The following is a 24065-nucleotide window of genomic DNA, read 5'->3' on the forward strand; positions in this document are numbered from 1 at the left end:
CACAAAACCTGATGTTAACCAGTTTTGCACGATCCCGCAGAGCGAGCCGCCTGGGTATTAGATACGCAGGCGCCTGCGCTCTTCCAGGAAGCGCTTGAGCTGGGCCGGTTTCATCACGACCACCGGATCGCCATGCCATACGAACAGGAAAGGCTCGCCGCCCAGGCGGTCGGTGAGCTTGGCCGACACCAGGAAGTGCGTGCCGACCGGATAGCGTTCAGGATCGCTGAGCGCGCGCGCGCATTGCACGCGCAGGGAGGTCGCGTAGGCCTGCCCCGAAACCGGACGGATGCGTACCCGGCCGCTGCGCGGATCGACAGCCGACTCGACGGCCACCTCGCGATAGGTCCAGGCTTCGCGCGCCATCCGCTCAGCCTTTCGCGGCCGCCGGCGCCGGGCGTACTAGCTTCGCCTCGCGGATCGGCAGGTTGATGAGCGCGGCCGCCAGCGCCAGCAGGATGTCGGCGTACCACATCCAGGTGTAGTCGCCGAAGCGCACGAACGACAGGCCGCCCAGCCAGGCGCCGAAGAAGCCGCCGATCTGGTGCGACAGCAGGGTCATGCCGAACAGCGTCGCCAGGTAGCGCATGCCGAACAGCTTGCCCACCAGGCCGGCGGTGGGCGGCACGGTGGCCAGCCAGGTGAAGCCGAGGGCGCCGGCGAACAGGTAGAAGGTCGGCGCCGTCTTCGGGGCCAGCAGGTAGAGCACGATCAGCACGGCGCGGCTGGCATAGATGATGGCCAGCAGCGACTTCATGCGATAGCGGCTGGCGAGTATGCCGGCGGCGAGGCTGCCGCCAATGTTGAACAGGCCGATCAGGGCCAGCGCGGTAGCCGAAACGCCCGCGGGCAGGCCGCACAGCGCGACTTCCTGCGGCAGGTGGGTGACCAGGAAGGCGATGTGGAAGCCGCAGGTGAAGAAACCCAGGTGCAGGCACAGGTAGCTGCGGTCGGCCATGGCCTGGCGCAGCTGCTGGCCGAGCGTGATGCCCGGGGCCGACGGGGCGGCCGCTGCGGCGGCGTGGCCGGCAGCCGGCAGCGCAAGCGCGGGCTTGCGGCGCATGCCGAGCGCAAGGGGAATCGTCAGCAGGGTCGCCGCCGCCATCGTCAGCATCGCCATCACCCAGCCGGCGCCGGCGATGATCGCCCCCATCAGCGGCGCGAACACGAACTGGCCGAAGGAGCCGCCCGCATTGATGAAGCCGGACGCGAAGGCGCGGCGCTGCGCCGGCAGGCGCTGGGCGGTGGCGCCGATCAGGATCGAGAAGCTCCCTGCCCCTGCCCCGGCGGCGGACAGGATGCCCATGGTGAGCAGCAGGCCCCACTCGGAATCCATGAAAGGCGTGGCGGCGGTGCCCGCGGCGAGCATGATGCCGCCGACGACGATGACCCTGGCTGCGCCGTACTTGTCGGCGATGGCGCCGAACACGGGCTGGGAAGCGCCCCACATGAGCTGGGCCACGGCCATCGCGAAGCTGATGCTGGCCACGCCGAGGCCGGTGGAAGTGTTGATCGGCGACAGGAACAGGCCCGTGGTCAGGCGGGCGCCCATCGTGATCATCAGGATGGTGCTGGCGGCCAGGATCAGCATCCAGGCCGCGCGCGGCGTCATCGTCTCTTGGTTCATGTGCGCCTCCTCGGCCGGGCGAAATGCCCACCGAAAGGATTATAGTGCATATGCACGCACATGTCAGAGATGCATTAGATCAACCCGGTTCGACGGCGCGGATCAGCATCGCGACCGCCTCGGCCGCCATGCCCTCCTCGCGCCCGAGGAAGCCCAGCTTCTCGTTGGTCTTGGCCTTGATGTTGACCTGCTGCGGCGACACACCCAGGTCTTCGGCGATACGCGAGACCATTTGCGGGATGTGCGGCGCCATCTTCGGCTGCTGGGCGATGATGGTGGCGTCGATGTTGCCGATCGTGTAGCCGGTGGCCACCACGCGGTGCGCCACTTCGCGCAGCAGCGTGCGCGAGTCGGCGCCGGCGAACATCGGGTCGGTGTCCGGGAAATGCTTGCCGATGTCGCCCAGGGCCGCCGCGCCGAGCAGCGAATCGATGATCGCGTGCAGCAGGACGTCGGCGTCGGAATGGCCGAGCAGGCCGAGGCGGTGCGGGATGGTCACGCCGCCGACGATGAGCTTGCGCCCTTCGACCAGCGCGTGGCAGTCGTAGCCGGTTCCGATGCGGAACGGCGGGGTGGGATTCCAGGATGCTTGTGTCATGGTCGTTCAGTTCGCTTCGTTGTTTGGATCGGTTCGGTAGGCTGCCAGGTACATCTCGGCGATCCGGATATCGGCAGGCAGCGTGACCTTCAGGTTGCGGGGATGTCCTTCCACCAACTTGGGGGCCAGTCCCAGCGCTTCAACCGCGCTGGCGTCATCGGTAATCGCCGACGGGTCGGTCGCCGCATCGAGCGCCCGCAGCAGCAGCTGGTAGCGGAACATCTGCGGCGTCTGCGCCAGCCAGAGTCCGTCGCGCGAGACCGTCGCAAGGGATGAAGCCCCCGCGCCCGCGCTGCTGCGCTTGACCGTGTCGACCACGGGCAGGGCCAGCAGTCCGCCGGCCGGATGTTCACCCGTTTCGACGATCAGGCGCTCGATCAGTTCCGCATCCAGGCCGGGCCTGGCCGCGTCGTGCACCAGGATCCAGTCGTCGAGCCCGATGCTGCCGTGCAGTGCGCGCAGGCCGTTGCGGATCGACTCCATGCGGGTGGCGCCGCCGCAGCGCAGGACGGTCACGCCGTCCTGCGGCACGACCGCATCGATGAACGGGTCGTCGGCGCTCACGACCACATAGGTATGCGCGATCAGGGGACTCGAGCGGAAGGCGTCGAGCGTGTGGCGCAGCATCGGCTTGCCGCCGATCTGCAAGTATTGCTTGGGACTGTTCGCGCCCATGCGTGCGCCGACCCCGGCCGCGGGGAGCAAGGCGAAATAGCGTTGCGGATACTCTGACGGTGTTGCTACTGCCGGGTTTGTCATTTTTGCTTGCTTCGTTGTAAAGGGCCAAGCAAAGACTGTACCTCACCTCCGCAAACCTTGCCGAGACGGGCATATTCCTGCGGCGAGTCGATTGCCGCCTGCAAGGCCTCGACCTTCGCCATCTCGCTTTTAATATAGGGCATCCAGCCGCGGTCGATTTCGCGCTGGAGCAGGCTTTTTGCCTGGCCGATGCGCGCATACAGGGGCTTGTCCTCGAAACGCCGCGCCAGCGCCAGGCGCACCCGGGCCTCGGCCTTGGGCAGGTAGTCGAGGTAGGCGTTCAGGTGGCGCATCTCGTGCGCCAGCACTTCTTCGTAGGCGCAGGAGCCGGGCCGGAACTCGCGGCTGATGTAGACCACGATCGGCGGGTAGTAGAGCTTGATGTCGATGTGCGGCGCGATGCATTCGTAACCGCTGGCCTCGTCGGCCAGCAGGCGCCCGCCGACATGGATGCTCACGCGCGACTCGGTGCGGGTCAGGCCCAGCACCAGCTGCCCGGGTCGCGCCCGGCCCTTCATCGCCGTCAGCGCACGCGCGCCGACGGTGTTGTCGATCCGAAAACCGTTCTGGGTGCCGGTCAGCACCGACAGGCTTTCCCCGATCGTGTCCTCGCAGCGCGCCTGGAACTCGGTACGCGCCGCGGCCGTGGCCGCCAGCGCCCAGCACCACAGCACCAGCGCCAGCAGAGCTCGCATATCTCAGGCGGGACTCCAGGTGCCGGACAGGATCTTCTCGAGCCAGAAGCTGCCGATGATGGTCTTCACGTCGGTGATCTCGCCGCGCCTGACCATCTCGAGCAGCTCGGGCACGGTGACGCTGAAGGTTTCGAGGAACTCGCCCTCGTCCAGCTTCTGTTCCCCGGCGCTCAGGTCTTCGGCCAGGAACAGCTCGAGGTGCTCGTCCGAATAGGCGATGGCGTTGTGGATGGTGCAGACGAAGCGCCATTTGGCGGCCGTGTAGCCGGTTTCTTCTTCGAGCTCGCGCTTGGCGCAGGCCAGGTGGTCCTCGCCCGGGTCGATCTTACCGGCCGGGAATTCGATGAAGACCTGGGAGTTCGGATAACGGAACTGGCGCTCCAGCAGCACGCGGCCGTCGGGCAGCAGCGGCAGGATGACCACTGCGCCGGGATGGCGGATGAATTCGCGCTGGGTGATGGAACCGTCGGGGAGCTTGATGCGGTCGTTCTCGACCTTCAGGAAGTGGCCGTCGTAGACGACGCCGCCGTCGATGCGGGTCTCGCGTAAATCTGACACCATGCGGTCTCCAGTCTGGTACTGCGGTACGGGAAATCAGGCGCGGCGTTTGCGCAGGTAACGGAAGACGAAACCGGGGAACGCCAGCACCAGGAACAGGCAGCCGGTGATCGCATAGAACTCCCAGTTCTGCGCGAACACGCCGCCGATCCGGGATTCCAGCATGCGAGCCAGGAAGCCGACGACGAAGTATAAAACAATTAACTCTAACAGGCGCAGCGGGAAGGACTTCGTGCGCGGGCCGTCACCGGCGGTGCTGGTCTTCAGGGGTACAAGACCGAACACGCGCTCGGTGAGGAAAGGCAGGTTGGCGGCCGCGAGCGAGATCGCGACCACCAGCCAGGCAGCGAGGGAGGAATCCACCCGGCTTGCCTGATTACTTGGCGAGGGTTGCCTGCATCGCGGTGTAGCACACCGCCAGCAGCCAGCCCGGGACGATACCCAGCACCACCACGGCCACGCCGTTGATCGACATCACGGCGCGCATGTCGGCCGAGGTGTTGATCGGGGCGGTGTCCGCTGCCTCGTCGAACCAGATGGTCTTGACGATGCGCAGGTAGTAGAAGGCGCCGATCAGCGAGAACAGCACGGCCACGACCGACAGCCACACCATGCCCGCGTTCACGACAGCCTGCAGGACCGCCCACTTGGCCATGAAGCCGACCATCGGCGGCACGCCGGCCAGGGAGAACATCAGGACGGTCATCACGACCGCGAACCATGGCGAACGCTTGCCCAGGCCCTTGAAGTCGGCGATGGTCTCGGCCTCATGGCCGGCACGCGCCAGCATCATGATCAGGCCGAAGCTGCCGACCGTGGTCAGGACGTAGGTGATGGTGTAGTACATCGCGGCGCTGTACGAGGCGGCGGCATTGCTGCTGTCGCCGTCGACGATGCCGGTCATCATGGCCAGCACCACGAAGCCCATCTGGGCGATGGTCGAGTAGGCCAGCATGCGCTTGATGTTGGTCTGCGCGATCGCGGTGATGTTACCCACGGCCAGCGACAGCACGGCCAGCACCAGGAGCATCTGCTGCCAGTCGAAGGCCATGCTTGGGAGGCCTTCGACCAGGATGCGAATCACCATGGCGAAGGTCGCCAGCTTCGGTGCGCCGCCCAGCAGCAGGGTGACGGCGGTCGGGGCGCCCTGCACCACGTCCGGGACCCACATGTGGAACGGGACCACGCCGAGCTTGAAGGCCAGGCCGGCAACGACGAACACCAGGCCGAACACCAGGATGTTGCGGTTCGCATCGACCGCGGCGCTGGCCTGGTTGATGGCGGTCAGGTCGAGCGAGCCGGTGGCGCCGTAGATCATCGACATGCCGTACAGCAGGAAGCCCGAGGACAGCGCGCCCAGGATGAAGTACTTCATCGCGGCTTCGGTCGAGATCGCGTGGTCGCGGCGCAGTGCCACCAGCGCGTACAGCGACAGCGACATCAGTTCCACGCCCAGGTAGATCGACAGCATGCTGTTGCCCGAGATCATGATCATCTGGCCAAGCATCGAGAACAGCGCGAGCACGTAGAACTCGCCGCCCAGGTTACCGGACATCATGGCGCGGTCTTCCGCGTACTGGCGCGAATACACCAGGGTCATCGCGGTGGCCACGTAGGTCACCAGCTTGAGCAGGTTGGACATCGGGTCCGACACGTACATGCCGTTGAAGGTGTACACGGTCGCGCCGGTACCCATGTTGGCGAAGGTCAGCACGCCACAGCCGGCGATGGCCATCAGGCTGAGCGCATACGTCAGGTTGCGCTTGCCCGCCTTCATGTACATGTCGATCAGCAGGATCGCGGAAGCCGCGATCAGCAGGAAGATTTCGGCATAGACCGGCGCCAGGTTGGCGTCGGTTGCCGCTAACATTGTGGAGTTCATTTCGTTCATGTCAGTTTATTGAGGCAGTTTGCCGGCTGCGACGTGCTGCAGCAGGTCGGTGACCGACACCTGCAGCGTCTCGGCGATCGGCGCCGGATACAGGCCCATCACCAGGGTAGCGATGGCCAGCACGCCGAGGATGGCGAACTCGCGGCCGTTCAGGTCGGTCAGCTCGGCCACGTGCTTGTGCACGATGGGGCCGAACACGACGCGCTTGACCATCCACAGCGAGTAGGCGGCGCCCAGGATCAGGGCGGTGCCCGAGGCCACGCCGGTCCAGAAGTTGAACTCGACGGCGCCCAGGATGACCATGAATTCGCCGATGAAGCCGGAGGTGGCCGGCAGGCCGGCGTTGGCCATCGAGAACAGCACGACGAAGGCGGCGAACTTCGGCATGGTGTTGACCACCCCACCGTAGTCGGCGATTTCACGCGAGTGGACGCGGTCGTACAGCACGCCGATGCACAGGAACATCGCGCCCGACACGAAGCCGTGCGAGATCGACTGCATCAGGCCGCCCTGCACGCCAAGGTCGTTGAACATGAAGAAGCCCAGGGTGACGAAGCCCATGTGGGCGATCGACGAGTACGCGACCAGTTTCTTCATGTCCTTCTGCACCATCGCCACCAGGCCGATGTAGATCACGGCGACCAGGGACAAAGCGATGACGACCGGCGCCAGGTACTGCGAGGCGTCCGGGGTGATCGGCAGCGAGAAACGCAGGAAGCCGTAGGCGCCCAGTTTCAGCATGATCGCGGCCAGCACCACGGAACCGCCGGTCGGCGCTTCCACGTGGGCATCCGGCAGCCAGGTGTGCACCGGCCACATCGGAACCTTCACGGCGAAGGCCATGAAGAAGGCGATGAAGATCAGGATCTGCTCGTTCATCGTCAGCGGCAGGCGGTGCCACTCGAGGATGTCGAAGCTGCCCGACTGGTTGTACAGGTAGATGATCGCGACCAGGGTCAGCAGCGAGCCGAAGAACGTGTACAGGAAGAACTTGAATGCCGCGTACACGCGGTTCGGGCCGCCGAACACGCCGATGATGATGTACATCGGGATCAGGGTGGCTTCGAAGAAGAAGTAGAACAGCAGGCCGTCCAGCGAGGCGAACACGCCGATCATCAGGCCCGACAGGATCAGGAAGGAACCCATGTACTGCGCCACGCGCTCTTCGATCACCTGCCATGCCGCCAGCACCACGATGATGCTGATGAAGGCGGTCAGCGGGATGAACCACAGCGACAGGCCGTCAACGCCCAGCTTGTAGAACACGTTGAAGCGTTCGATCCAGGCGGCCGACTCATAGAACTGCATGCCGTGGGTGGCATTGTCGAAGTTCATGATCAGCGGCAGCGTCGGCAGGAAGCTGACGACCGCGCCGACCAGGGACAGCAGGCGTACGAAACCGGCGTTCTTGTCACGGCCGACCGCCAGCACGATCATGCCGAACAGGATCGGGAGCCAGATCGACAGGCTCAGGTAAGGAGGAAATGTAGAAATTGACTGCATCATTTTTCGCTTTTCGCTTTTTCTCTTATCTGTGCCTGCATTAAGCGCGCCAGAACGGGAAGAACCACAGCAACGTTGCCAGCACGCCGACGATCATCACGAATGCATAGTGATAGATATAGCCCGTCTGGAAGGTACGGGTGATCGTCGAGAACCAGCCCACCAGTTTGGCCGAACCGTTGACCAGCAGGCCGTCGATCAGGCCGCGGTCGCCCACTTTCCACAGGCCGCCACCGACGGCGCGCGCGCCACCGGCGAACACGACTTCGTTGAACTTGTCCATGTAGTACTTGTTGTCCAGCAGGGTGTGCAGGAACTTGAACTTGGCATAGAACCAGGCCGGAACGCGCGGGTTGACCATGTAGCAGTAGTAGGCAGCAACGACGCCCGCCAGTGCCAGCCAGAACGGTGCGGTCTGCAGGCCGTGGATTGCCATCGCGCCGGCGCCATGGAACATTTCGTTCAGCTCGGCCATGGCCGGATGGCTCGGGTTGACGTAGATCACGTCCTTGAAGAAGTCGCCATGCAGCATCGGGCCGATGGCCAGGTAGCCGATGATGACCGACGGGATCGCCAGCAGGATCAGCGGCAGGGTCACGACCAGCGGCGACTCGTGCGGCTTGTCGCCCGGCTGCAGCCCGTGGTGATGGTGGTCGTCACCATGCTCGTCTTCCTCGTGGTGCGCATCCGAATCGTGGCCTTCGCTATGCGGTTTCGGGTTGTTCCAGCGCGATTCGCCATGGAACACCAGGAAGTACATGCGGAACGAGTAGAAGGCGGTCACGAACACGCCGGCCAGCACGGCGAAGTTGGCGAAGCCGGCGCCCGGCAGGTTCGAGGCGTGCACCGCTTCGATGATCGAGTCCTTCGAGTAGAAGCCCGAGAAGAACGGGGTACCGATCAGGGCCAGCGAGCCCAGCAGCGAGGTGATCCAGGTGATCGGCATGTACTTGCGCAGGCCGCCCATGTTGCGCATGTCCTGGTCGTGGTGCATGCCGATGATGACCGAACCCGCGCCGAGGAACAGCAGCGCCTTGAAGAAGGCGTGGGTCATCAGGTGGAACACGGCCACCGAGTAGGCCGACACGCCCAGGGCGACGGTCATGTAGCCCAGCTGCGAAAGCGTGGAATAAGCAACAACGCGCTTGATGTCATTTTGAATGATGCCCAGGAAGCCCATGAACAGCGCGGTGATCGAGCCGATCACGATGATGAACGAGAGTGCGCCGTCCGACAGTTCGAACAGCGGCGACATGCGCGACACCATGAAGATGCCGGCGGTAACCATGGTTGCCGCGTGGATCAGCGCCGAGATCGGGGTCGGGCCTTCCATCGAGTCCGGCAGCCAGACGTGCAGCGGGAACTGCGCCGATTTACCCATCGCGCCGATGAACAGGCAGATGCAGGCGGCCGTCAAGAGAGGCCAGCCGATGCCCGGAACCGTCATGCCGGCCAGCTTGTCGGCCTGGGCGAACACCTCGGTGTACTGCATGGTGCCGGAAGCGGCCAGCAGCAGGCCGATGCCCAGGATGAAGCCGAAGTCGCCCACGCGGTTGACCAGGAAGGCCTTCATGTTGGCGAAGATCGCGGTCGGACGGGTATACCAGAAGCCGATCAGGAGGTACGAGACCAGGCCCACCGCTTCCCAGCCGAAGAACAGCTGCAAGAAGTTGTTGGACATGACCAGCATCAGCATCGAGAAGGTGAACAGCGAGATGTACGAGAAGAAGCGGTTGTAGCCTTCGTCCTCGGCCATGTAGCCGATCGTGTAGATGTGCACCATCAGCGAGACGGAGGTCACCACGCACATCATCATTGCCGACAGCGTGTCGATCTGGAAGCCGACGGCCAGCTTGAGCGTGCCGACGGTCATCCAGGTGTAGATGTCTTCATTGAAGGTCGCGCCATCGAGCACGGCCATCAGGGTCTGGACCGAGATGATCAGCGCGATCAGCACGCCCAGGATGGTCGCCGTATGCGACACCTTGCGGCCGACCACATTGCCGAAGAACTTGGTGCCGAGCAGGCCGGCGATCGCCGAGCCCGCCAGCGGCGCCAGAGGCACCGCCAGTAACATTGAGGAAGAGAGTTGCCCCGCCATTGTTGAACCTTAATCGTTATTGTTAATCAGCCGAGACCATCAGCCCTTCAGGCTGTCGAGGTCTTCCACATTGATCGTGTCCAGGTTACGGAACAGGACCACCAGGATCGCCAGGCCGATTGCCGATTCGGCGGCCGCGACGGTCAGAATGAAGAACACGAAGATCTGCCCCGCCGCGTCTCCGAGGTAATGCGAGAACGCGACGAAGTTCAGGTTCACCGCCAGCAGCATCAGTTCGACGGCCATCAGCAGGATGATGATGTTCTTCCGGTTCAGGAAGATGCCGATCACCGAGATCGCGAACAGGATCGCGCCCAGGATCAGGTAATGTGCGAGCGACAAAGTCATGGTGCCTCCTTCGGTGCAGCTGCTGCCGCTGCTGCCGCTGCTTTTTCCGCGGCGGCTGCATCGATGGCGCGCTGGTTGACCGCATCCATCTTGACGATGCGCAGGCGGTCGTTACGCTTGACGCGGACGGCGGCGCCCGGGTCGATTGCTTTGGTGTCCTTGCGCTTGCGCAGGGTCAGGGCGACTGCGGCGATGATCGCCACCAGCAGGATCACGGCGGCGATCTCGAAGCCGTAGATGTACTTGGTGTAGATCAGGAGGCCCAGTTCCTTGGTGCCGCCGATGTTCAGGGCGGCAGCCTCGGCCGACAGGTCGGTCTGGCTGTACGAACGGTACAGCACGGCAGCCATCTCGAGCACGATCAGGGCGCCGATACCCGACGCCAGCGGCAGGTAACCCCAGAAGCCCTCTCGCATGCGGTCGATATTAATGTCGAGCATCATCACGACGAAGAGGAACAGCACCATCACGGCGCCGACGTAGACCAGCACCAGCACGATGGCCAGGAACTCGGCCTTCAGCAGCAGCCAGATGCCGGCCACGTTGAAGAAGGCCAGCACCAGGAACAGCGCGGCGTGGACCGGGTTCTTGGTGGTGATGACGCGCAGTGCGGCCAGCACCGTGATGGCCGCGAACGCGTAGAACAGGAAAGTGGTGAATTCCATGAATTGACAGCCTCTTCTTATCGGTACTTCGCGTCCGCTTCGCGGGCGGCGGCGATGTCGTTTTCGTAGCGGTCACCGACGGCCAGCAGCATCTCTTTGGTGTAGTAGAGATCGCCGCGCTTCTCGCCGTGGTATTCCAGCACGTGGGTTTCCACGATCGAGTCGACCGGGCAGGACTCTTCGCAGAAACCGCAGAAGATGCACTTGGTCAGGTCGATGTCGTAGCGCGTGGTGCGGCGGGTGCCGTCCTCGCGCTGCGCCGATTCGATCGTGATCGCCATCGCCGGGCACACTGCCTCGCACAGCTTGCACGCGATGCAGCGCTCTTCCCCGTTGGGGTAGCGGCGCAGGGCGTGCAGGCCGCGGAAGCGGTTCGACATCGGCGTCTTCTCTTCCGGGTACTGGACCGTGATCTTGCGCGACAGCGCGTACTTGCCGGTCAGGGCCAGGCCCTTGAAGAGCTCGGACAGCATCAGGCTGCCGACAATTTCTTTAATCCGATTCATTTTCGTTTGATTCCTTACTTCACAGGCATCCAGATGTTCCACGGCGAGTGCATCCAGATCGCGACCACCACCAGCCAGAGCAGGGTCAGCGGGATGAACACTTTCCAGCCCAGGCGCATGATCTGGTCATAGCGGTAGCGCGGGAAGGTGCCGCGGACCCAGACCATGGTCGATACCAGCATGAACATCTTCAGGAACAGCCAGAAGAAGCCGCCGATGGCGCCGAATTCCAGGAAACCGAACGGTGCCGACCAGCCGCCCAGGAACAGGATCGCTGCCAGGGTCGAGATCAGGATCATGTTCGAATATTCGGCCAGCATGAACATCGCATAGGACATGCCCGAGTACTCGACCATGTGACCGGCGACGATCTCCGACTCCCCTTCCACCACGTCGAACGGGTGGCGGTTGCACTCGGCCAGGCCGGACACGAAATAGATCACGAACAGCGGCAGCAGCGGCAGCCAGTTCCACGACAGGAAGTTCAGGCCCATGTCGGCGAAGCTGCCCATCTGCTGGCTGATGACGATGTCCGTCATGTTCAGGCTGCCGGTCACCATCAGCACCACGACCAGCACGAAGCCGATCGGGATTTCATAGGAGATCATCTGTGCCGAGGCGCGCATCGCACCCAGGAACGAGTACTTCGAGTTCGAAGCCCAGCCCGCGATGATGATGCCGTAGACTTCCATCGAGGTGATCGCCATCAGGAACAGCAGGCCGGCGTTGACGTTGGCCAGCGCGGCTTGCGGACCGAAGGGCACCACCGCCCAGGCGGCCAGCGCCGGCATGATGGTCATGATCGGGCCGATCACGAACAGGCTGCGGTTGGCCTTGGTCGGGATGACGATTTCCTTGAGCAGCAGCTTGACCGCATCGGCGATCGGCTGCAGCAGGCCACCTGGGCCGACGCGGTTCGGGCCCTGGCGGATGTGGATCCAGCCGATCAGGCGGCGTTCCCACAGCGTCGCGTAGGCGACCAGGCCCATCAGCGGCAGGAGCACGCACAGGATCTTGATCAGGTTCCAGACCAGCGGCCAGACCGGGCCGAGCAGGTCAGCTCCGCCGGCGTTCAGCGTATCGATAAAACCGGGCGTTGCCATTATTTGCCCTCTCCTGCTTTCTCAACATTGATCGAACCGAACATCGCGCCGAGCGTAGCGACGGCCGGGTGGCCGGCGGCCACGCGCACTGCGTTCGACGGCAGGCGTGCGTCCACGTTGGCGACCAGCACGGCGCTGCCCGAACCCTGCGACACGCGCACCGAGTCGCCGGCGTTCACGCCGATCTGCTCGGCCACGGCCTTGGACAGGGTCACCAGCGGCGCATTCGCGTCGGCGGTGCGCTGCAGCGGTTCCGAACGGCGCGCCAGCGCGTCGGTGAAGTAGATGCCGACGTCGGCGACGCGCTCGATCTGGCCGGCCGGGGCATACGAACCAGCGGCCGGCGCCAGGCGCGCGACGTTGTTCAGCTTGGCGGACAGGTCGGTGACGCCCTTGCCGATGGCTTCGTCGCGGATCGATTCCGAGGTCTCGTAGTCGAAGCCCGACAGGCCCAGCAGGTTGCCCAGCACGCGCAGCACTTTCCAGGCGGGACGGGTCTCGCCCAGCGGCTTGACGGTGCCGTTGAAGCTCTGTGCGCGGCCTTCGCAGTTGACGAAGGTGCCGGCGGTCTCGCTGAACGGCGAGATCGGCAGCAGCACGTCGGCGAAGTCCATGCCGTGCTTGAAGGCCGACATGGCGACGACCATTTCGGCGCCGTCGAGGGCGGCCCTAGCCTGCTGCGGGTTGGCCGCATCCAGTTCCGGTTCCGCGTTCAGCAGCACGTAGGCCTTCTTCGGCGATGCGAAGACGGCTTCGCCCTTGCCCGTCGCGCCGACGATGTGGCCGCCGACGGTGTTGGCGGCGTCGACCAGGTAGCCGAAGGAGCAGCCGGTCTGCTCGGCGATCCACTGCGCGGCGGCGTGGATCTTCGAGGCTTGCGGGTGGTAGGAAGCAGCGTTACCCAGCAGGACGGCGCCCGGGGTATCGACGCCGACCAGGGTCGCGGCGATGGCCTTGCCGCCTTCGCTCGGTTCGACATTCCCGAAGCCGGCCGGGGCGGCGACGTCCTTGGCCAGGGCCACGGCAACGACGACTTCCGACAGCGCGGCCAGCCAGTCGCTCGGTGCGGCAACCATCTTGTTCGCCACCGGCATCAACAGGTCGTCGTCGCTCGCGCCCAGCAGCGACAGCTTGGCGCCGCCCTTGGTGGCGGTACGCAGGCGGGTCGCGACCAGCGGATGGTCCTTGCGCAGGTTGGAGCCGATGATGAAGGCGCGCTTCAGCTGCGAGAAGTTCGCGATCGGCATGCCCAGCCATGGGGTGACCTGGCCGTCCAGGGCGAAATCGGTCTGGCGCAGGCGGAACTCGATGTTGTCCGAGCCAATGCCGCGGGTCATCTTGTTCAGCAGGTACAGTTCTTCCAGGGTCGAGTGCGGAGTCGCGACGGCGGCGATGCTGTCGGCGCCATGCTCGTGGCGGATGTTACGCAGGCCGTGGGCCACGTATTCCAGCGCGGTCTGCCAGTCGGTTTCCTGCCACACGCCACCCTGCTTGATCATCGGTTGGGTCAAACGGTCGGCATTGTCCAGCGCCTCGTAGGAGAAGCGGTCCTTGTCCGACAGCCAGCATTCGTTGATGGCTTCGTTCTCCAGCGGCAGCACGCGCATGACCTTGCCGCCCTTGACCTGGACGATCAGGTTCGAGCCGAGCGAGTCGTGCGGTGCGATCGACTTGCGGCGCTGCAGTTCCCACGGACGGGCCGAGTAGCGGAACGGCTTGCTGGTCAGGGCGCCGACCGGGCACAGGTCGATCATGTTGCCCGAGACTTCCGAGTCCACGGTCTTGCCGACGAAGGTGGTGATCTCCGAGTGCTCGCCGCGGCCGACCATGCCGAATTCCATTACGCCGGCCACTTCCTGGCCGAAGCGCACGCAGCGGGTGCACTGGATGCAGCGCGCCATCTCTTCCATCGAGATCAGCGGGCCGGCCTCTTTCGGGGCCACCACGCGCTTCTCTTCTTCGTAGCGCGAGTTGCTCTTGCCGTAGCCGACGGCCAGATCCTGCAGCTGGCATTCGCCGCCCTGGTCGCAGATCGGGCAATCCAGCGGGTGGTTAATGAGGAGGAACTCCATCACCGACTTCTGTGCCTGCACTGCCTTGTCGCTGTGGGTGCGCACGATCATGCCCGGCGAGACCGGGGTGGCGCAGGCCGGCAAGGGCTTGGGCGCCTTCTCGACTTCGACCAGGCACATGCGGCAGTTCGCTGCGATCGACAATTTCTTGTGATAGCAGAAGTGCGGGATGTAGGTCCCGAGTTTGTTTGCGGCGTCCATCACCATGGAACCTGGTGCGACTTCGACTTTTTTGCCGTCTAATTCAATTTCAACCATTTGATCGTTACCTGACCTGGTTTAAAGGTATGCGGGCACGAGGCAGTGCTTGTGCTCGATGTGATATTCGAATTCCTCGCGGAAGTTCTTGATCATCGCTTCCACCGGCATCGCGGCGGCGTCGCCCAGCGCGCAGATGGTGCGGCCCTTGATGTTGCCCGCGATGTTGTTCAGCAGGTCCATGTCTTCCGGACGACCCTTGCCGTTCTCGATGCGGTGGACCATGCGGTACATCCAGCCGGTGCCTTCACGGCACGGGGTGCACTGGCCGCAGGATTCTTCGTAGTAGAAGTACGAGAGGCGCAGCAGCGACTTCACCATGCAGCGGGTCTCGTCCATGACGATCACGGCGCCCGAACCCAGCATCGAGCCGGCCTTGGCGATCGAATCGTAGTCGAGGTCGGTATCCATCATGACCTCGCCGCGGATCACCGGCGCCGACGAACCGCCCGGGATGACCGCCTTGATCTTCTTGCCGCCGCGCATGCCGCCGGCCAGCTCCATCAGCTTGGCGAACGGGGTGCCCAGCGGAACCTCGTAGTTGCCCGGACGCTCGACGTCGCCCGAGATCGAGAAGATCTTGGTGCCGCCGTTGTTCGGCTTGCCGAGGGCCATGTAGTTTTCCGGGCCCATGTTCAGCAGGAACGGAACCGCAGCGAAGGTCTCGGTGTTGTTGATCGTGGTCGGCTTGCCGTACAGGCCGAACGAGGCCGGGAACGGCGGCTTGAAGCGCGGCTGGCCCTTCTTGCCTTCGAGCGACTCGAGCAGCGCGGTTTCTTCGCCGCAGATGTAGGCGCCGTAGCCGTGGTGGGCATGCAGCTGGAACGAGAAGTTCGAGCCCATGATGTTATCGCCCAGGAAGCCGGCGGCGCGCGCCTCTTCCAGCGCTTCCTCGAAGCGCAGGTATTCCTGGAAGATCTCGCCGTGGATGTAGTTGTAGCCCACGGTGATGCCCATCGCGTAGGCGCCGATGGCCATGCCTTCGATCAGCGCGTGCGGGTTGTAGCGGATGATGTCGCGGTCCTTGAAGGTACCCGGCTCGCCTTCGTCGGTATTGCAGACGAGGTATTTCTGGCCAGGGAACTGGCGCGGCATGAAGCTCCACTTCAGGCCAGTCGGGAAACCGGCGCCGCCGCGGCCGCGCAGGCCCGATGCCTTCAGGTCGGCGATGACCTGTTCCTGGGTGACGCCGCCTTCGAGGATCTTGCGCAGGGCCGAATAGCCGCCGCGCTTGACGTAGTCTTCCAGATGCCAGTTTTCGCCGTTCAGATCCTTGAGGATCAGCGGATTGATGTGACGGTCGTGCAGGCTGGTCATTTGTTCAGTTCCTCAAGCAGGGCGTCGATCTTCTCGTCGCTCATGAACGAGCACATGCGGTGGTTATTCACCAGCATCACCGGTGCGTCGCCGCAGGCGCCCATGCACTCGCCTTCCAGCAGCGTGAACTTGCCGTCGGCGGTGGTTTCGCGGTAGTCGATGCCGAGCGCGTCCTTGATGCGCTGGCCGGCGCGCTCGCCGCCCGACAGGGCGCACGGCAGGTTGGTGCAGACCGTGATCTTGGCCTTGCCGACCGGCTTCAGGTTGTACATGTTGTAGAAGGTCGCGACTTCCTGCACGGCGATGGCCGGCATGCGGATGTAGTCGGCGATTTCCTGCATGGTTTCCGGCGACAGCCAGCCCAGTTCGACCTGGGCGTGGGCCAGCGAGGCCATCACGGCCGACTGGCGTTGATCGGCTGGGTACTTGGCCAGCTCGCGATCGATTTTCTTGTAGGTTTCCTGCGATAACATAATTCTTTCCTACCCTCTTAGCGGTCGATACTGCCGAACACGATGTCCTGGGTGCCGATGATGGCCACGGCGTCGGCGATCATGTGGCCGCGCGACATCTCGTCGAGGCTCTGCAGGTGGACGTAGTCCGGGGTGCGGATCTTCAGGCGGTACGGCTTGTTGGCGCCGTCCGACACGATGTAGATGCCGAACTCGCCCTTCGGGTGCTCGATCGCCGCAAACGCCTCGCCTTCCGGCACGTGGAAGCCTTCGGTGAACAGCTTGAAGTGGTGGATCAGCGATTCCATGTTGGACTTCATGTCCATGCGGTTCGGCGGCACGATCTTGTGGTTGTCGATCATGACCGGACCCTGGTTCACGCGCAGCCAGGCGATGCACTGCTTGATGATGCGGTTCGCCTGGCGCATTTCCTCGATGCGCACCAGGTAGCGGTCGTAGGAGTCGCCGTTGGTGCCGACCGGGATGTCGAACTCGACCTTGTCGTAGGCCGCGTAGGGCTGCTTCTTGCGCAGGTCCCAGGCGATGCCCGAGCCGCGCAGCATCGGGCCGGTAAAGCCCATGGCCAGTGCGTCTTCCGGCGAGACCACGCCGATGCCGACGGTACGCTGCTTCCAGATACGGTTGTCGGTCAGCAGGGTTTCGTATTCGTCGACATAGCCGTCGAAGCGCTTGGTGAAGGCTTCGATGAAGTCGAGTACCGAACCCTGGCGGTCGCGGTTCAGCTCGTCGATCGCCTTCTTCGAGCGGATCGGCGATTCGCGGTGCTGCGGCATGCGGTCCGGCAGGTCGCGGTACACGCCGCCCGGACGGTAGTAGGCCGCGTGCATGCGCGCGCCCGAGACCGCCTCGTACACGTCGAACAGGTCTTCGCGGTCACGGAAGGCGTACAGGAAGGGACCCATGGCGCCGATGTCGAGCGCGTGCGCGCCCAGCCACATCAGGTGGTTCAGGATACGGGTGATCTCGTCGAACATCGTGCGGATGTACTGCGCGCGGATCGGCGCTTCGACGCCCAGCAGCTTTTCCACTGCCAGCACGTAGCCGTGCTCGTTGCACATCATCGACACGTAGTCCAGGCGGTCCATGTACGGGACCGACTGCAGGTAGGTGCGGGTCTCGGCCAGCTTCTCGGTGCCGCGGTGCAGCAGGCCGATATGCGGGTCGGCGCGCTGGATCACTTCGCCGTCCAGCTCCAGCACGAGGCGCAGCACGCCGTGCGCTGCCGGGTGCTGCGGACCAAAGTTCAGGGTGTAATTCTTAAGCTCAGCCATTATTTCGATGTCCCGTAGGTTTCTTCACGGATCACGCGCGGGATGTTCTCGCGCGGCTCGATCGTCACCGGTTGGTAGATCACGCGTTTCTGTTCAGGGTCGTAGCGCATTTCGACGTAGCCCGTGATCGGGAAGTCCTTGCGGAACGGGTGGCCGATGAAGCCGTAGTCGGTCAGGATCCGGCGCAGGTCGCCGTGGCCGTCGAACAGGATGCCGAACAGGTCGAAGGCTTCGCGCTCGAACCAGTTGGCGGCGCGCCAGATCGGCGTGATCGACTCGACCATCGGCATGTCGTCGTCCGCGCAGAAGGTGCGCACGCGCACGCGCCAGTTGTTGGAAACCGACAGCAGGTGGACGACCACCGCGAAGCGCGGACCGTCCCAGGTGCCTTCGCCGTACTGGGAATAGTCGACGCCGCACAGGTCGATCATTTGTTCGAAGCGGAGCGCCGGGTCGTCGCGCAGCGCCTTCATCGTCTTGATGTAGTCGGCGGCCTTGACCACCACAGTCACTTCGCCCAGCGCCTGCTTGATGGCAGCGCCCTCGCCCAGTGCATTTTTCAGGGCGAGTTCAAGGGTTTCGAGTTTCGTCGTCATGGTGTTTCGCTGTTCTTAGCGCGCGATGGTGTTGGTGCGCTTGATCTTGTTTTGCAGCTGCATGATGCCGTACAGCAGTGCTTCCGCGGTCGGCGGGCAACCCGGCACGTACACGTCGACCGGCACGATGCGGTCGCAGCCGCGCACCACCGAGTACGAGTAGTGGTAGTAGCCGCCGCCGTTGGCGCAGGACCCCATCGAGATCACCCAGCGCGGTTCGGCCATCTGGTCGTACACCTTGCGCAGGGCGGGAGCCATCTTGTTGCACAGCGTGCCGGCGACGATCATCACGTCGGACTGGCGCGGCGACGGGCGGAACACAATGCCAAAACGGTCGAGATCGTAGCGGGCAGCGCCCACATGCATCATCTCGACCGCGCAGCATGCCAGGCCAAACGTCATCGGGAACATCGATCCCGTGCGGGCCCAGTTGATCAGCTTGTCGGCTGTGGTGGTAATGAAACCTTCGTTTAATACGCCTTCAATTGCCATGGCTTATTCCCAATCAAGGGCACCTTTCTTCCAGATGTACCAGAAGCCCACGATGAATTCGGCGATGAACACCATCATCGTGATGAAACCGGTCCAGCCCAGTTCGCGCATCGAGACGCCCCATGGGAAGAAGAATGCCGTTTCCAGATCAAACAAAATAAACAGGATCGCCACCAGGTAGTAGCGAACGTCGAACTTCATGCGCGCATCTTCGAAGGCTTCGAAGCCGCATTCATACGGGGACAGCTTGGCTGCGTCGGGACGGTGCGGACCAAGGATGCGGCCGAGCACCTGCGGAGCGACACCGACGCCGATGCCAACCAGGATAAAGAGAAGAACGGGGAGATAATTTTCGAGGTTCACGTGAAGCCTATTTGAACGATCGGTTAATGAAACACTGCAGGGCTGCAGCGCCGAGTCGCGCGAACCTGGCCGGAGGGGAACTCCGTTGAATGCCACCAGGACCGTACAACTGATCCTCGTGAAAAAGCCAGCTCAGGCAGGAGAGCGATCGCTCATGCGCCCTTGCTGGCTCTTTCGTATATTGGTGCCGACGGCGAGACTCGAACTCGCACAGCTTGCGCCACTACCCCCTCAAGATAGCGTGTCTACCAATTTCACCACGTCGGCTGGAGACCAGTATTTTACCCTGCTTTAGCACTACTTTTCAATGCACAAATTGCGCTATCACAAGGAAATTACGCAATTACTCAACATTTCTTTTGATGCTAGCCATCTTACGGCAGGGTTGGCAGCATAGAGGGCTACCCATCCTTTACAACAATGCGTCCCTGCCCGATAGCGAGGCGCATTCTACTCCTAATCTGAAACGGGCGTGCGGCCCGTATCCGGATTACTTGGTCGGAGCCGGTGCAGGTGCGGCAGGCGCAGCTGCGGCCGGGGCCGGAGCGGCTTCGCCCGGCGCCGCAGGAACGGCAACGCCCGGGGTCTGCGGGATGTCGTTGGCCGGAACGGCGGTGGTCGGGCCCGCGTTCGGGCCTGCGCCCGGGACGTCGCTCGGAATGCCGGTGGCCGGCGCCTGCGAGGAAGGCACGGTGACGCGCTCCATCACGCCGCCATCGGTGCCGGCGGCGGTGCTGCCATTGCTGTGCCAGGCCAGCGCCAGGGTCGATGCGAAGAACACGGCGGCCGCGACGGCGGTCGACTTCGACAGGAAGTTCGACGAGCCCGAGGCACCGAACAGGCTGCCCGAGGCGCCCGAGCCGAAGGCCGCGCCCATGTCGGCGCCCTTGCCGTGCTGGACCAGCACCAGGCCGATGATGGCCAGGGCAGAAATAACCTGCACAACAATAATCAGATTGAACACGGTGTTCATTGCAATTCCATTTCCAAGTTAAACGACGTCGATTGACTGCTTTGTGAATGCTTTATCTCTAAAGCTTTTACTTCTTTTGAAACTGTGAATCTCTCAATTCGCTGAGCGAATGATGCCGAGGAAGTCTTGCGCTTTCAGCGCCGCACCACCGATCAGCCCGCCGTCGATGTCCGGCTGCGCCATCAGGTCCGCAGCATTATCCGGCTTCATGCTGCCGCCGTACAGCACCAGCGTGCGTTGCGCGGCGTCGGCGTTGCAAGCGCGCAGTTTTTCGCGCACGGCTGCGTGGACTTCCTGGGCCATTTCCGGGGTGGCAGTCTTGCCGGTGCCGATCGCCCACACCGGCTCGTAGGCCAGCACGAACTTGTCGACAGCATCGGCGCCGACCGCTTCCAGCACGGCTTCCAGCTGAGCATTGACCACGTCCATGGTCTGCCCCGCTTCGCGCTGCTCCAGGGTTTCGCCGATGCAGACGATCGGGGTCAGGCCGGCTTCCAGCGCAGCCTTGGTCTTTTTCGCCACCAGCTCGTCCGTCTCGCCGTGATAGGCGCGACGCTCCGAGTGGCCGACAATCACGTATCGGCTGCCGAAATCCTGCAGCATCGACATGCACACTTCGCCGGTATAGGCCCCGACCGGATGGCAGGACACGTCCTGCGCACCCCAGGCGATCGGGGAATCCTTGAGAATTTCTTCGCACTGGAACAGGTAAGGCGCCGGCACACAGACCGCGACCTGGGCCTTGGCATTGCCGAGACCTTCGAGGATGCCGGTCAGGAGCGCGGCATTGGCAGCGCGGCTGCCGTTCATTTTCCAGTTACCTACGACGAGCTTGGGACGCATAGAACCCCATCTTTTAATTTAACCCGCTATTCTAGCGGTCGAATATGTGGCGGTCAAACAATGGCTGAGCCATTCTTCGAACGCCTCTTCCCTTTTTGATTCAATCTCTTAGATCACTTCGAGGACGATCTTGCCCACGTGCGTGCTCGACTCCATCAAAGCGTGTGCCTCGGCCGCCTGGGCCAGCCGGAAGGTCTTGTAAATGACCGGCTTGAGTTTGCCCTGTTCGAACAGCGGCCACACGCGCTCGCGCAAGCTGCGCGCGATCGCGGCCTTGAAGGCGACCGGACGCGGGCGCAGCGTGGAGCCGCTGATCGAGAGGCGGCGGCGCAGCACCTGGCCCAGGTCGATCTCGGCCTTGGCGCCGCCCAGCAACGCGATCAGGGCAATGCGGCCGTCGTCGGCCAGGCAATCGATCTCGCGCGGGATGTAGTCGCCGGCGACCATGTCGAGGATCACGTCGACGCCCTTCCCGCCCGTCAGCTCTTTCACTACGGAGGCAAAGTCTTCGCTCCGGTAATTGATGCCGCGTTCGGCGCCGAGCTGCTCGCAGGCGCGGCATTTCTCGCTTGAGCCTGCGGTGGCGAACACGCGGTGCCCCAGGGCCGCGGCCAGCTGGATCGCGGTGACGCCGATGCCCGAGCTGCCGCCCTGCACCAGCAGCGACTCACCCGGCGCCAGTCGCGCGCGGTCGAACACATTTGACCAAACGGTAAAAAAAGTCTCTGGCAGCGACGCCGCTTCCAAGAGGCTCAGGCCTTTCGGGACCGGCAGGCATTGCTCGGCGGGCGCGGTGCAATATTCGGCATAGCCGCCGCCCTGCACCAGCGCACAGACCATGTCGCCCTTGGCAAAACCGGCGGCCGCGTAGTCGCCGTCGACGATCTCGCCGGCCACTTCCAGGCCCGGCAGATCGGAGGCGCCCGGCGGCACCGGATATTTACCGAGCCGCTGCAGCACGTCGGGACGGTTGATGCCCGCCGCGTGCACCTTGATCAACACCTCGCCGGCCCTCAAGACCGGCACAGGCCGCTCGCACAGTTGCAGGACGTCCGGCTTGCCGGGCTGCGTGATTTCGATGGCGCGCATGGGAACTCCCGTGTTGAAAAAACCACAATTGTAAGGGAGCCGGGGAAAAGCTGCGCGCCTCGCCTCGCGTCACCCGGCGCGTCGCGTGCTGCGCGTACCCCGGAATTCTTCGTGCGGCGTACAGTAGCCGCGATCCTGGCGGACGAACACGCGGCCATCGCGGGACTGCAGGCGCAGGCTAGCCCGGAAGTCGGCGCCGTACTTGTGGTCGGAGGGGTAACTGGGAAGTTTCGGCATCGGCGCCAGTCCGAATTCGAGGGACAGCGTCACTGCCGTCAGCGCGTCCGGCGCAATGCCATGCCGGCCAAGCGCTTCGCGCAGGTTCGGCACCCAGGCCTGCGCCACGCTGGTGCATGCAGGGAGATCCGGCTGTGCCACGCCGTGAAGCGTATCGATCTCGACCCGGCTGCCGGAAGCACGCGTTTCCGTATACATCACACCGAGGGCCCAGTAGCCGTCGATGTCGTTGTAGCGGGTGAGAAACTTGGAGAGAAGCCCTGCGGTGATGTGATTGAACTTGCGTCTGGCAATCATGCCCATGCCCCTATCGATCGCCGGATGCCTGGCATCACGCGGCAGATCGACCAAGATGGAAGGGCCAGGGAGTCAGATTAGCACAGTTACGAACTCAGGCGCGCGTGCGCCGCTCCGGCTCCTGCATGACGCTGACACCCACCAGGGTATCGCGCCGCAGGCGCACGCGGGTATGCGGGGTGCGGATCCCGGCGCACATGCCCCAGGCCGCGGCCCAGCGCAGCGCCCGGTCCGTTTCCGGTCCGAAAGGCCGCGCTGCCGAGGCCCGGTTCAGCGCGGCCGACATACGCTGCATCGCGTAAAGCTTTTTCATCGAAACAATCTTGGCCATGGGACCAAGATAAAGTTTCAGGCCGGGACTGACCGTTCCCTACCTAACTCAATGGCGATGCCGATGGCGATGGTGATGGCAATTCGCGCGGCACGAACAGCGGACTCAGGCCGGCGTCCACGGCCTGCAGCGCCTGCAGCGCCATCGCATACGCGCCCTCGTAGGATTTTGCCGCGGCAATGAAGCGCCCGTTGTGGCAGAACTTCGCATCGGGCACGCCGGTCACCGCCGCCAGGTCGGCGTCGCGCAGGCCGGCCCAGCTTTCCGGCAGGTCGGCGCGGGCATCGAAGGTGTCGGTCGTGGCCGGCACGGTATGCAGCATGTAGCGGTCTTCCGACAGGCTGTGGCTGAGCACGAAGAGCACCTTCGGCATTTCCTTGCGCACCACCGAGCTCCACGGCAGCGCGGCATTCTTCAGGAACAGCAGGCGGCCATTCTCCAGCACCTGCGCCTGGCGCACCTGGGCCAGCGCCAGGATGGCGCCGACACGGTACTTGACCGAATTGACGATCACCTCGGTGAGGAAGTCCATCGCCTTGCGGAACTGGGCCAGGCGGTAGGCATCGGCCCGCTCGCCGTAGCCCAGGCGCTGCTCGTCCATCCAGTTCGGGTTGAAGCCGGACACCACGGCCGACATGCCGTAACCGCCCGGCGCGTTCTTGGCCGCGCCCACGTCCGACAGGTCGAGGTACTGGACGATGTCGGCATCGATGGCATAGGCCATCTGCTGCGCCGTGTCCTCATCGAGCCCGTAGCCGGTGTGCTGCATGGCCAGATGGGCGACGCAGCGCGCGCCGTACTCGCGCCAGACCAGGCCGGCGCTGGCATAAGGCACGCCGCTCGTGCGGGCGCCGTCGAAGCCCTTCTGGTGATGGTCGAAGCGGCCCGCAGCCGGATCCCAGATGCCGCCGACGTCGACCACGAAATCGGCGGCCTCGATGATGGCGGGCTCGCGCGTCCTGACGATGTCGGCGTCAGGAAACAGGATGTGCAGGACGGCCACCGCCCATGCGTCGTCCGCATGGAACTTGCCGTTGTGGGTCACGATGACCATTGTCGCTCCAATACTTGAAAATCAGGAGCGCATCATACAGGGTTC

27 protein-coding genes and 1 tRNA gene are annotated in these 24065 nt (G+C 63.9%); all 28 read right to left on the bottom strand.

The features are described from left to right. Nucleotides 1–57: 57 nt before the first annotated feature. The 28 genes from B2R83_RS14980 to B2R83_RS15115 all read right to left on the bottom strand — a co-directional run bounded on the left by B2R83_RS14980 (nucleotide 58) and on the right by B2R83_RS15115 (nucleotide 24020). Nucleotides 58–366 (bottom strand): hypothetical protein, encoded by a 309-nt coding sequence (locus tag B2R83_RS14980; protein ID WP_292042802.1) that lies wholly within the window; start codon nucleotides 364–366, stop codon nucleotides 58–60. 4 nt (nucleotides 367–370) lie between these two features. Next, nucleotides 371–1627: an MFS transporter gene (locus B2R83_RS14985; protein WP_292042805.1), complete on the bottom strand. Its 1257-nt coding sequence runs from the start codon at nucleotides 1625–1627 to the stop codon at nucleotides 371–373. Between the two features lie 79 nt (nucleotides 1628–1706). Continuing rightward, nucleotides 1707–2225, bottom strand: a complete 519-nt coding sequence (gene ispF, locus B2R83_RS14990; protein ID WP_292042810.1) for a 2-C-methyl-D-erythritol 2,4-cyclodiphosphate synthase — start codon at nucleotides 2223–2225, stop codon at nucleotides 1707–1709. A 6-nt stretch (nucleotides 2226–2231) separates the two neighbouring features. Continuing rightward, nucleotides 2232–2984, bottom strand: coding sequence for a 2-C-methyl-D-erythritol 4-phosphate cytidylyltransferase (gene ispD / locus B2R83_RS14995; RefSeq protein ID WP_292042812.1), 753 nt, complete (start codon nucleotides 2982–2984; stop codon nucleotides 2232–2234). Beyond that, entirely contained in the window at nucleotides 2981–3679 is a 699-nt protein-coding gene (locus B2R83_RS15000) for a hypothetical protein (RefSeq protein WP_292042814.1), read from the bottom strand. The genes ispD and B2R83_RS15000 overlap by 4 nt, the downstream gene beginning before the upstream one ends. A 3-nt stretch (nucleotides 3680–3682) precedes the next feature. Continuing rightward, entirely contained in the window at nucleotides 3683–4240 is a 558-nt protein-coding gene (locus B2R83_RS15005; RefSeq protein ID WP_292042817.1) for an NUDIX domain-containing protein, read from the bottom strand. Between the two features lie 33 nt (nucleotides 4241–4273). Further along, nucleotides 4274–4600, bottom strand: coding sequence for a DUF2818 family protein (locus B2R83_RS15010; RefSeq protein WP_036205815.1), 327 nt, complete (start codon nucleotides 4598–4600; stop codon nucleotides 4274–4276). A gap of 13 nt (nucleotides 4601–4613) precedes the next feature. Beyond that, on the bottom strand, nucleotides 4614–6107 hold the full coding sequence (nuoN, locus tag B2R83_RS15015) for an NADH-quinone oxidoreductase subunit NuoN (RefSeq protein ID WP_292042824.1): 1494 nt from the start codon (nucleotides 6105–6107) through the stop codon (nucleotides 4614–4616). Between the two features lie 27 nt (nucleotides 6108–6134). Then, on the bottom strand, nucleotides 6135–7634 hold the full coding sequence (locus B2R83_RS15020) for an NADH-quinone oxidoreductase subunit M (RefSeq protein ID WP_292042827.1): 1500 nt from the start codon (nucleotides 7632–7634) through the stop codon (nucleotides 6135–6137). Nucleotides 7635–7671: 37 nt separating this feature from the next. Beyond that, a complete protein-coding gene (gene nuoL / locus B2R83_RS15025; protein WP_292042830.1) occupies nucleotides 7672–9732 on the bottom strand; it encodes an NADH-quinone oxidoreductase subunit L in 2061 nt (686 codons plus the stop codon). Between the two features lie 39 nt (nucleotides 9733–9771). After that, the gene (gene nuoK, locus B2R83_RS15030) at nucleotides 9772–10080 is read right to left on the bottom strand and encodes an NADH-quinone oxidoreductase subunit NuoK (protein WP_027863874.1); all 309 of its coding nucleotides are present in this window, start codon (nucleotides 10078–10080) and stop codon (nucleotides 9772–9774) included. Then, nucleotides 10077–10745: an NADH-quinone oxidoreductase subunit J gene (locus B2R83_RS15035; protein WP_036205808.1), complete on the bottom strand. Its 669-nt coding sequence runs from the start codon at nucleotides 10743–10745 to the stop codon at nucleotides 10077–10079. Before B2R83_RS15035 ends, nuoK begins: the two co-directional genes overlap by 4 nt. Nucleotides 10746–10762: 17 nt before the next feature. Further along, entirely contained in the window at nucleotides 10763–11251 is a 489-nt protein-coding gene (gene nuoI / locus B2R83_RS15040; protein ID WP_027863876.1) for an NADH-quinone oxidoreductase subunit NuoI, read from the bottom strand. 14 nt (nucleotides 11252–11265) lie between these two features. Continuing rightward, a complete protein-coding gene (nuoH, locus tag B2R83_RS15045) occupies nucleotides 11266–12354 on the bottom strand; it encodes an NADH-quinone oxidoreductase subunit NuoH (RefSeq protein WP_036205805.1) in 1089 nt (362 codons plus the stop codon). Beyond that, the gene (gene nuoG, locus B2R83_RS15050; protein ID WP_292042838.1) at nucleotides 12354–14684 is read right to left on the bottom strand and encodes an NADH-quinone oxidoreductase subunit NuoG; all 2331 of its coding nucleotides are present in this window, start codon (nucleotides 14682–14684) and stop codon (nucleotides 12354–12356) included. Before nuoG ends, nuoH begins: the two co-directional genes overlap by 1 nt. A 21-nt stretch (nucleotides 14685–14705) precedes the next feature. Next, the gene (gene nuoF, locus B2R83_RS15055; RefSeq protein ID WP_036205801.1) at nucleotides 14706–16001 is read right to left on the bottom strand and encodes an NADH-quinone oxidoreductase subunit NuoF; all 1296 of its coding nucleotides are present in this window, start codon (nucleotides 15999–16001) and stop codon (nucleotides 14706–14708) included. Continuing rightward, on the bottom strand, nucleotides 15998–16474 hold the full coding sequence (nuoE, locus tag B2R83_RS15060) for an NADH-quinone oxidoreductase subunit NuoE (RefSeq protein ID WP_036205799.1): 477 nt from the start codon (nucleotides 16472–16474) through the stop codon (nucleotides 15998–16000). Before nuoE ends, nuoF begins: the two co-directional genes overlap by 4 nt. A 17-nt stretch (nucleotides 16475–16491) precedes the next feature. Further along, nucleotides 16492–17745: an NADH-quinone oxidoreductase subunit D gene (locus B2R83_RS15065; RefSeq protein WP_036205797.1), complete on the bottom strand. Its 1254-nt coding sequence runs from the start codon at nucleotides 17743–17745 to the stop codon at nucleotides 16492–16494. Then, nucleotides 17745–18341, bottom strand: coding sequence for an NADH-quinone oxidoreductase subunit C (locus B2R83_RS15070; protein ID WP_292042845.1), 597 nt, complete (start codon nucleotides 18339–18341; stop codon nucleotides 17745–17747). Before B2R83_RS15070 ends, B2R83_RS15065 begins: the two co-directional genes overlap by 1 nt. Before the next feature lie 15 nt (nucleotides 18342–18356). Continuing rightward, a complete protein-coding gene (locus B2R83_RS15075) occupies nucleotides 18357–18833 on the bottom strand; it encodes a NuoB/complex I 20 kDa subunit family protein (RefSeq protein ID WP_020654624.1) in 477 nt (158 codons plus the stop codon). A gap of 3 nt (nucleotides 18834–18836) precedes the next feature. After that, entirely contained in the window at nucleotides 18837–19196 is a 360-nt protein-coding gene (locus tag B2R83_RS15080; RefSeq protein WP_027863883.1) for an NADH-quinone oxidoreductase subunit A, read from the bottom strand. Between the two features lie 182 nt (nucleotides 19197–19378). After that, nucleotides 19379–19463 (bottom strand) — tRNA-Leu (locus B2R83_RS15085). A 223-nt stretch (nucleotides 19464–19686) separates the two neighbouring features. Beyond that, a complete protein-coding gene (gene secG / locus B2R83_RS15090; protein WP_292042857.1) occupies nucleotides 19687–20169 on the bottom strand; it encodes a preprotein translocase subunit SecG in 483 nt (160 codons plus the stop codon). Between the two features lie 93 nt (nucleotides 20170–20262). Further along, the gene (tpiA, locus tag B2R83_RS15095; protein ID WP_292042860.1) at nucleotides 20263–21012 is read right to left on the bottom strand and encodes a triose-phosphate isomerase; all 750 of its coding nucleotides are present in this window, start codon (nucleotides 21010–21012) and stop codon (nucleotides 20263–20265) included. Nucleotides 21013–21120: 108 nt separating this feature from the next. Further along, on the bottom strand, nucleotides 21121–22101 hold the full coding sequence (locus B2R83_RS15100) for an NAD(P)H-quinone oxidoreductase (protein WP_292042863.1): 981 nt from the start codon (nucleotides 22099–22101) through the stop codon (nucleotides 21121–21123). A gap of 69 nt (nucleotides 22102–22170) precedes the next feature. Beyond that, nucleotides 22171–22641: a hypothetical protein gene (locus tag B2R83_RS15105; protein WP_292042865.1), complete on the bottom strand. Its 471-nt coding sequence runs from the start codon at nucleotides 22639–22641 to the stop codon at nucleotides 22171–22173. 88 nt (nucleotides 22642–22729) lie between these two features. After that, nucleotides 22730–22948 carry a hypothetical protein gene (locus B2R83_RS15110; RefSeq protein WP_152570790.1) on the bottom strand — a complete coding sequence of 73 codons (219 nt, stop codon included), beginning with the start codon at nucleotides 22946–22948 and terminating at the stop codon, nucleotides 22730–22732. 61 nt (nucleotides 22949–23009) lie between these two features. Further along, the gene (locus B2R83_RS15115; protein ID WP_292042872.1) at nucleotides 23010–24020 is read right to left on the bottom strand and encodes an MYG1 family protein; all 1011 of its coding nucleotides are present in this window, start codon (nucleotides 24018–24020) and stop codon (nucleotides 23010–23012) included. Between the last annotated feature and the right edge of the window lie 45 nt (nucleotides 24021–24065).

It is taken from the genome of Massilia sp. UBA6681 (assembly GCF_002454935.1).
Taxonomy (GTDB): Bacteria; Pseudomonadota; Gammaproteobacteria; order Burkholderiales; family Burkholderiaceae_D; genus Telluria; species Telluria varians.

Coding starts and splice junctions, on each gene's coding strand:
- nuoF (WP_036205801.1), bottom strand. CDS start 16,001: ATGACCAGCCTGCACGACCGTCACATCAATCCGCTGATCCTCAAGGAT.
- ispF (WP_292042810.1), bottom strand. CDS start 2,225: ATGACACAAGCATCCTGGAATCCCACCCCGCCGTTCCGCATCGGAACC.
- B2R83_RS14980 (WP_292042802.1), bottom strand. CDS start 366: ATGGCGCGCGAAGCCTGGACCTATCGCGAGGTGGCCGTCGAGTCGGCT.
- B2R83_RS15065 (WP_036205797.1), bottom strand. CDS start 17,745: ATGGCTGAGCTTAAGAATTACACCCTGAACTTTGGTCCGCAGCACCCG.
- nuoG (WP_292042838.1), bottom strand. CDS start 14,684: ATGGTTGAAATTGAATTAGACGGCAAAAAAGTCGAAGTCGCACCAGGT.
- B2R83_RS15100 (WP_292042863.1), bottom strand. CDS start 22,101: ATGCGCGCCATCGAAATCACGCAGCCCGGCAAGCCGGACGTCCTGCAA.
- B2R83_RS15000 (WP_292042814.1), bottom strand. CDS start 3,679: ATGCGAGCTCTGCTGGCGCTGGTGCTGTGGTGCTGGGCGCTGGCGGCC.
- secG (WP_292042857.1), bottom strand. CDS start 20,169: ATGAACACCGTGTTCAATCTGATTATTGTTGTGCAGGTTATTTCTGCC.
- nuoN (WP_292042824.1), bottom strand. CDS start 6,107: ATGTTAGCGGCAACCGACGCCAACCTGGCGCCGGTCTATGCCGAAATC.
- B2R83_RS15105 (WP_292042865.1), bottom strand. CDS start 22,641: ATGGGCATGATTGCCAGACGCAAGTTCAATCACATCACCGCAGGGCTT.
- B2R83_RS15070 (WP_292042845.1), bottom strand. CDS start 18,341: ATGACGACGAAACTCGAAACCCTTGAACTCGCCCTGAAAAATGCACTG.
- nuoK (WP_027863874.1), bottom strand. CDS start 10,080: ATGACTTTGTCGCTCGCACATTACCTGATCCTGGGCGCGATCCTGTTC.
- B2R83_RS15075 (WP_020654624.1), bottom strand. CDS start 18,833: ATGGCAATTGAAGGCGTATTAAACGAAGGTTTCATTACCACCACAGCC.
- B2R83_RS15115 (WP_292042872.1), bottom strand. CDS start 24,020: ATGGTCATCGTGACCCACAACGGCAAGTTCCATGCGGACGACGCATGG.
- B2R83_RS15035 (WP_036205808.1), bottom strand. CDS start 10,745: ATGGAATTCACCACTTTCCTGTTCTACGCGTTCGCGGCCATCACGGTG.
- B2R83_RS14985 (WP_292042805.1), bottom strand. CDS start 1,627: ATGAACCAAGAGACGATGACGCCGCGCGCGGCCTGGATGCTGATCCTG.
- nuoL (WP_292042830.1), bottom strand. CDS start 9,732: ATGGCGGGGCAACTCTCTTCCTCAATGTTACTGGCGGTGCCTCTGGCG.
- B2R83_RS15110 (WP_152570790.1), bottom strand. CDS start 22,948: ATGAAAAAGCTTTACGCGATGCAGCGTATGTCGGCCGCGCTGAACCGG.
- nuoI (WP_027863876.1), bottom strand. CDS start 11,251: ATGAATCGGATTAAAGAAATTGTCGGCAGCCTGATGCTGTCCGAGCTC.
- B2R83_RS15005 (WP_292042817.1), bottom strand. CDS start 4,240: ATGGTGTCAGATTTACGCGAGACCCGCATCGACGGCGGCGTCGTCTAC.
- nuoH (WP_036205805.1), bottom strand. CDS start 12,354: ATGGCAACGCCCGGTTTTATCGATACGCTGAACGCCGGCGGAGCTGAC.
- ispD (WP_292042812.1), bottom strand. CDS start 2,984: ATGACAAACCCGGCAGTAGCAACACCGTCAGAGTATCCGCAACGCTAT.
- B2R83_RS15020 (WP_292042827.1), bottom strand. CDS start 7,634: ATGATGCAGTCAATTTCTACATTTCCTCCTTACCTGAGCCTGTCGATC.
- tpiA (WP_292042860.1), bottom strand. CDS start 21,012: ATGCGTCCCAAGCTCGTCGTAGGTAACTGGAAAATGAACGGCAGCCGC.
- nuoE (WP_036205799.1), bottom strand. CDS start 16,474: ATGTTATCGCAGGAAACCTACAAGAAAATCGATCGCGAGCTGGCCAAG.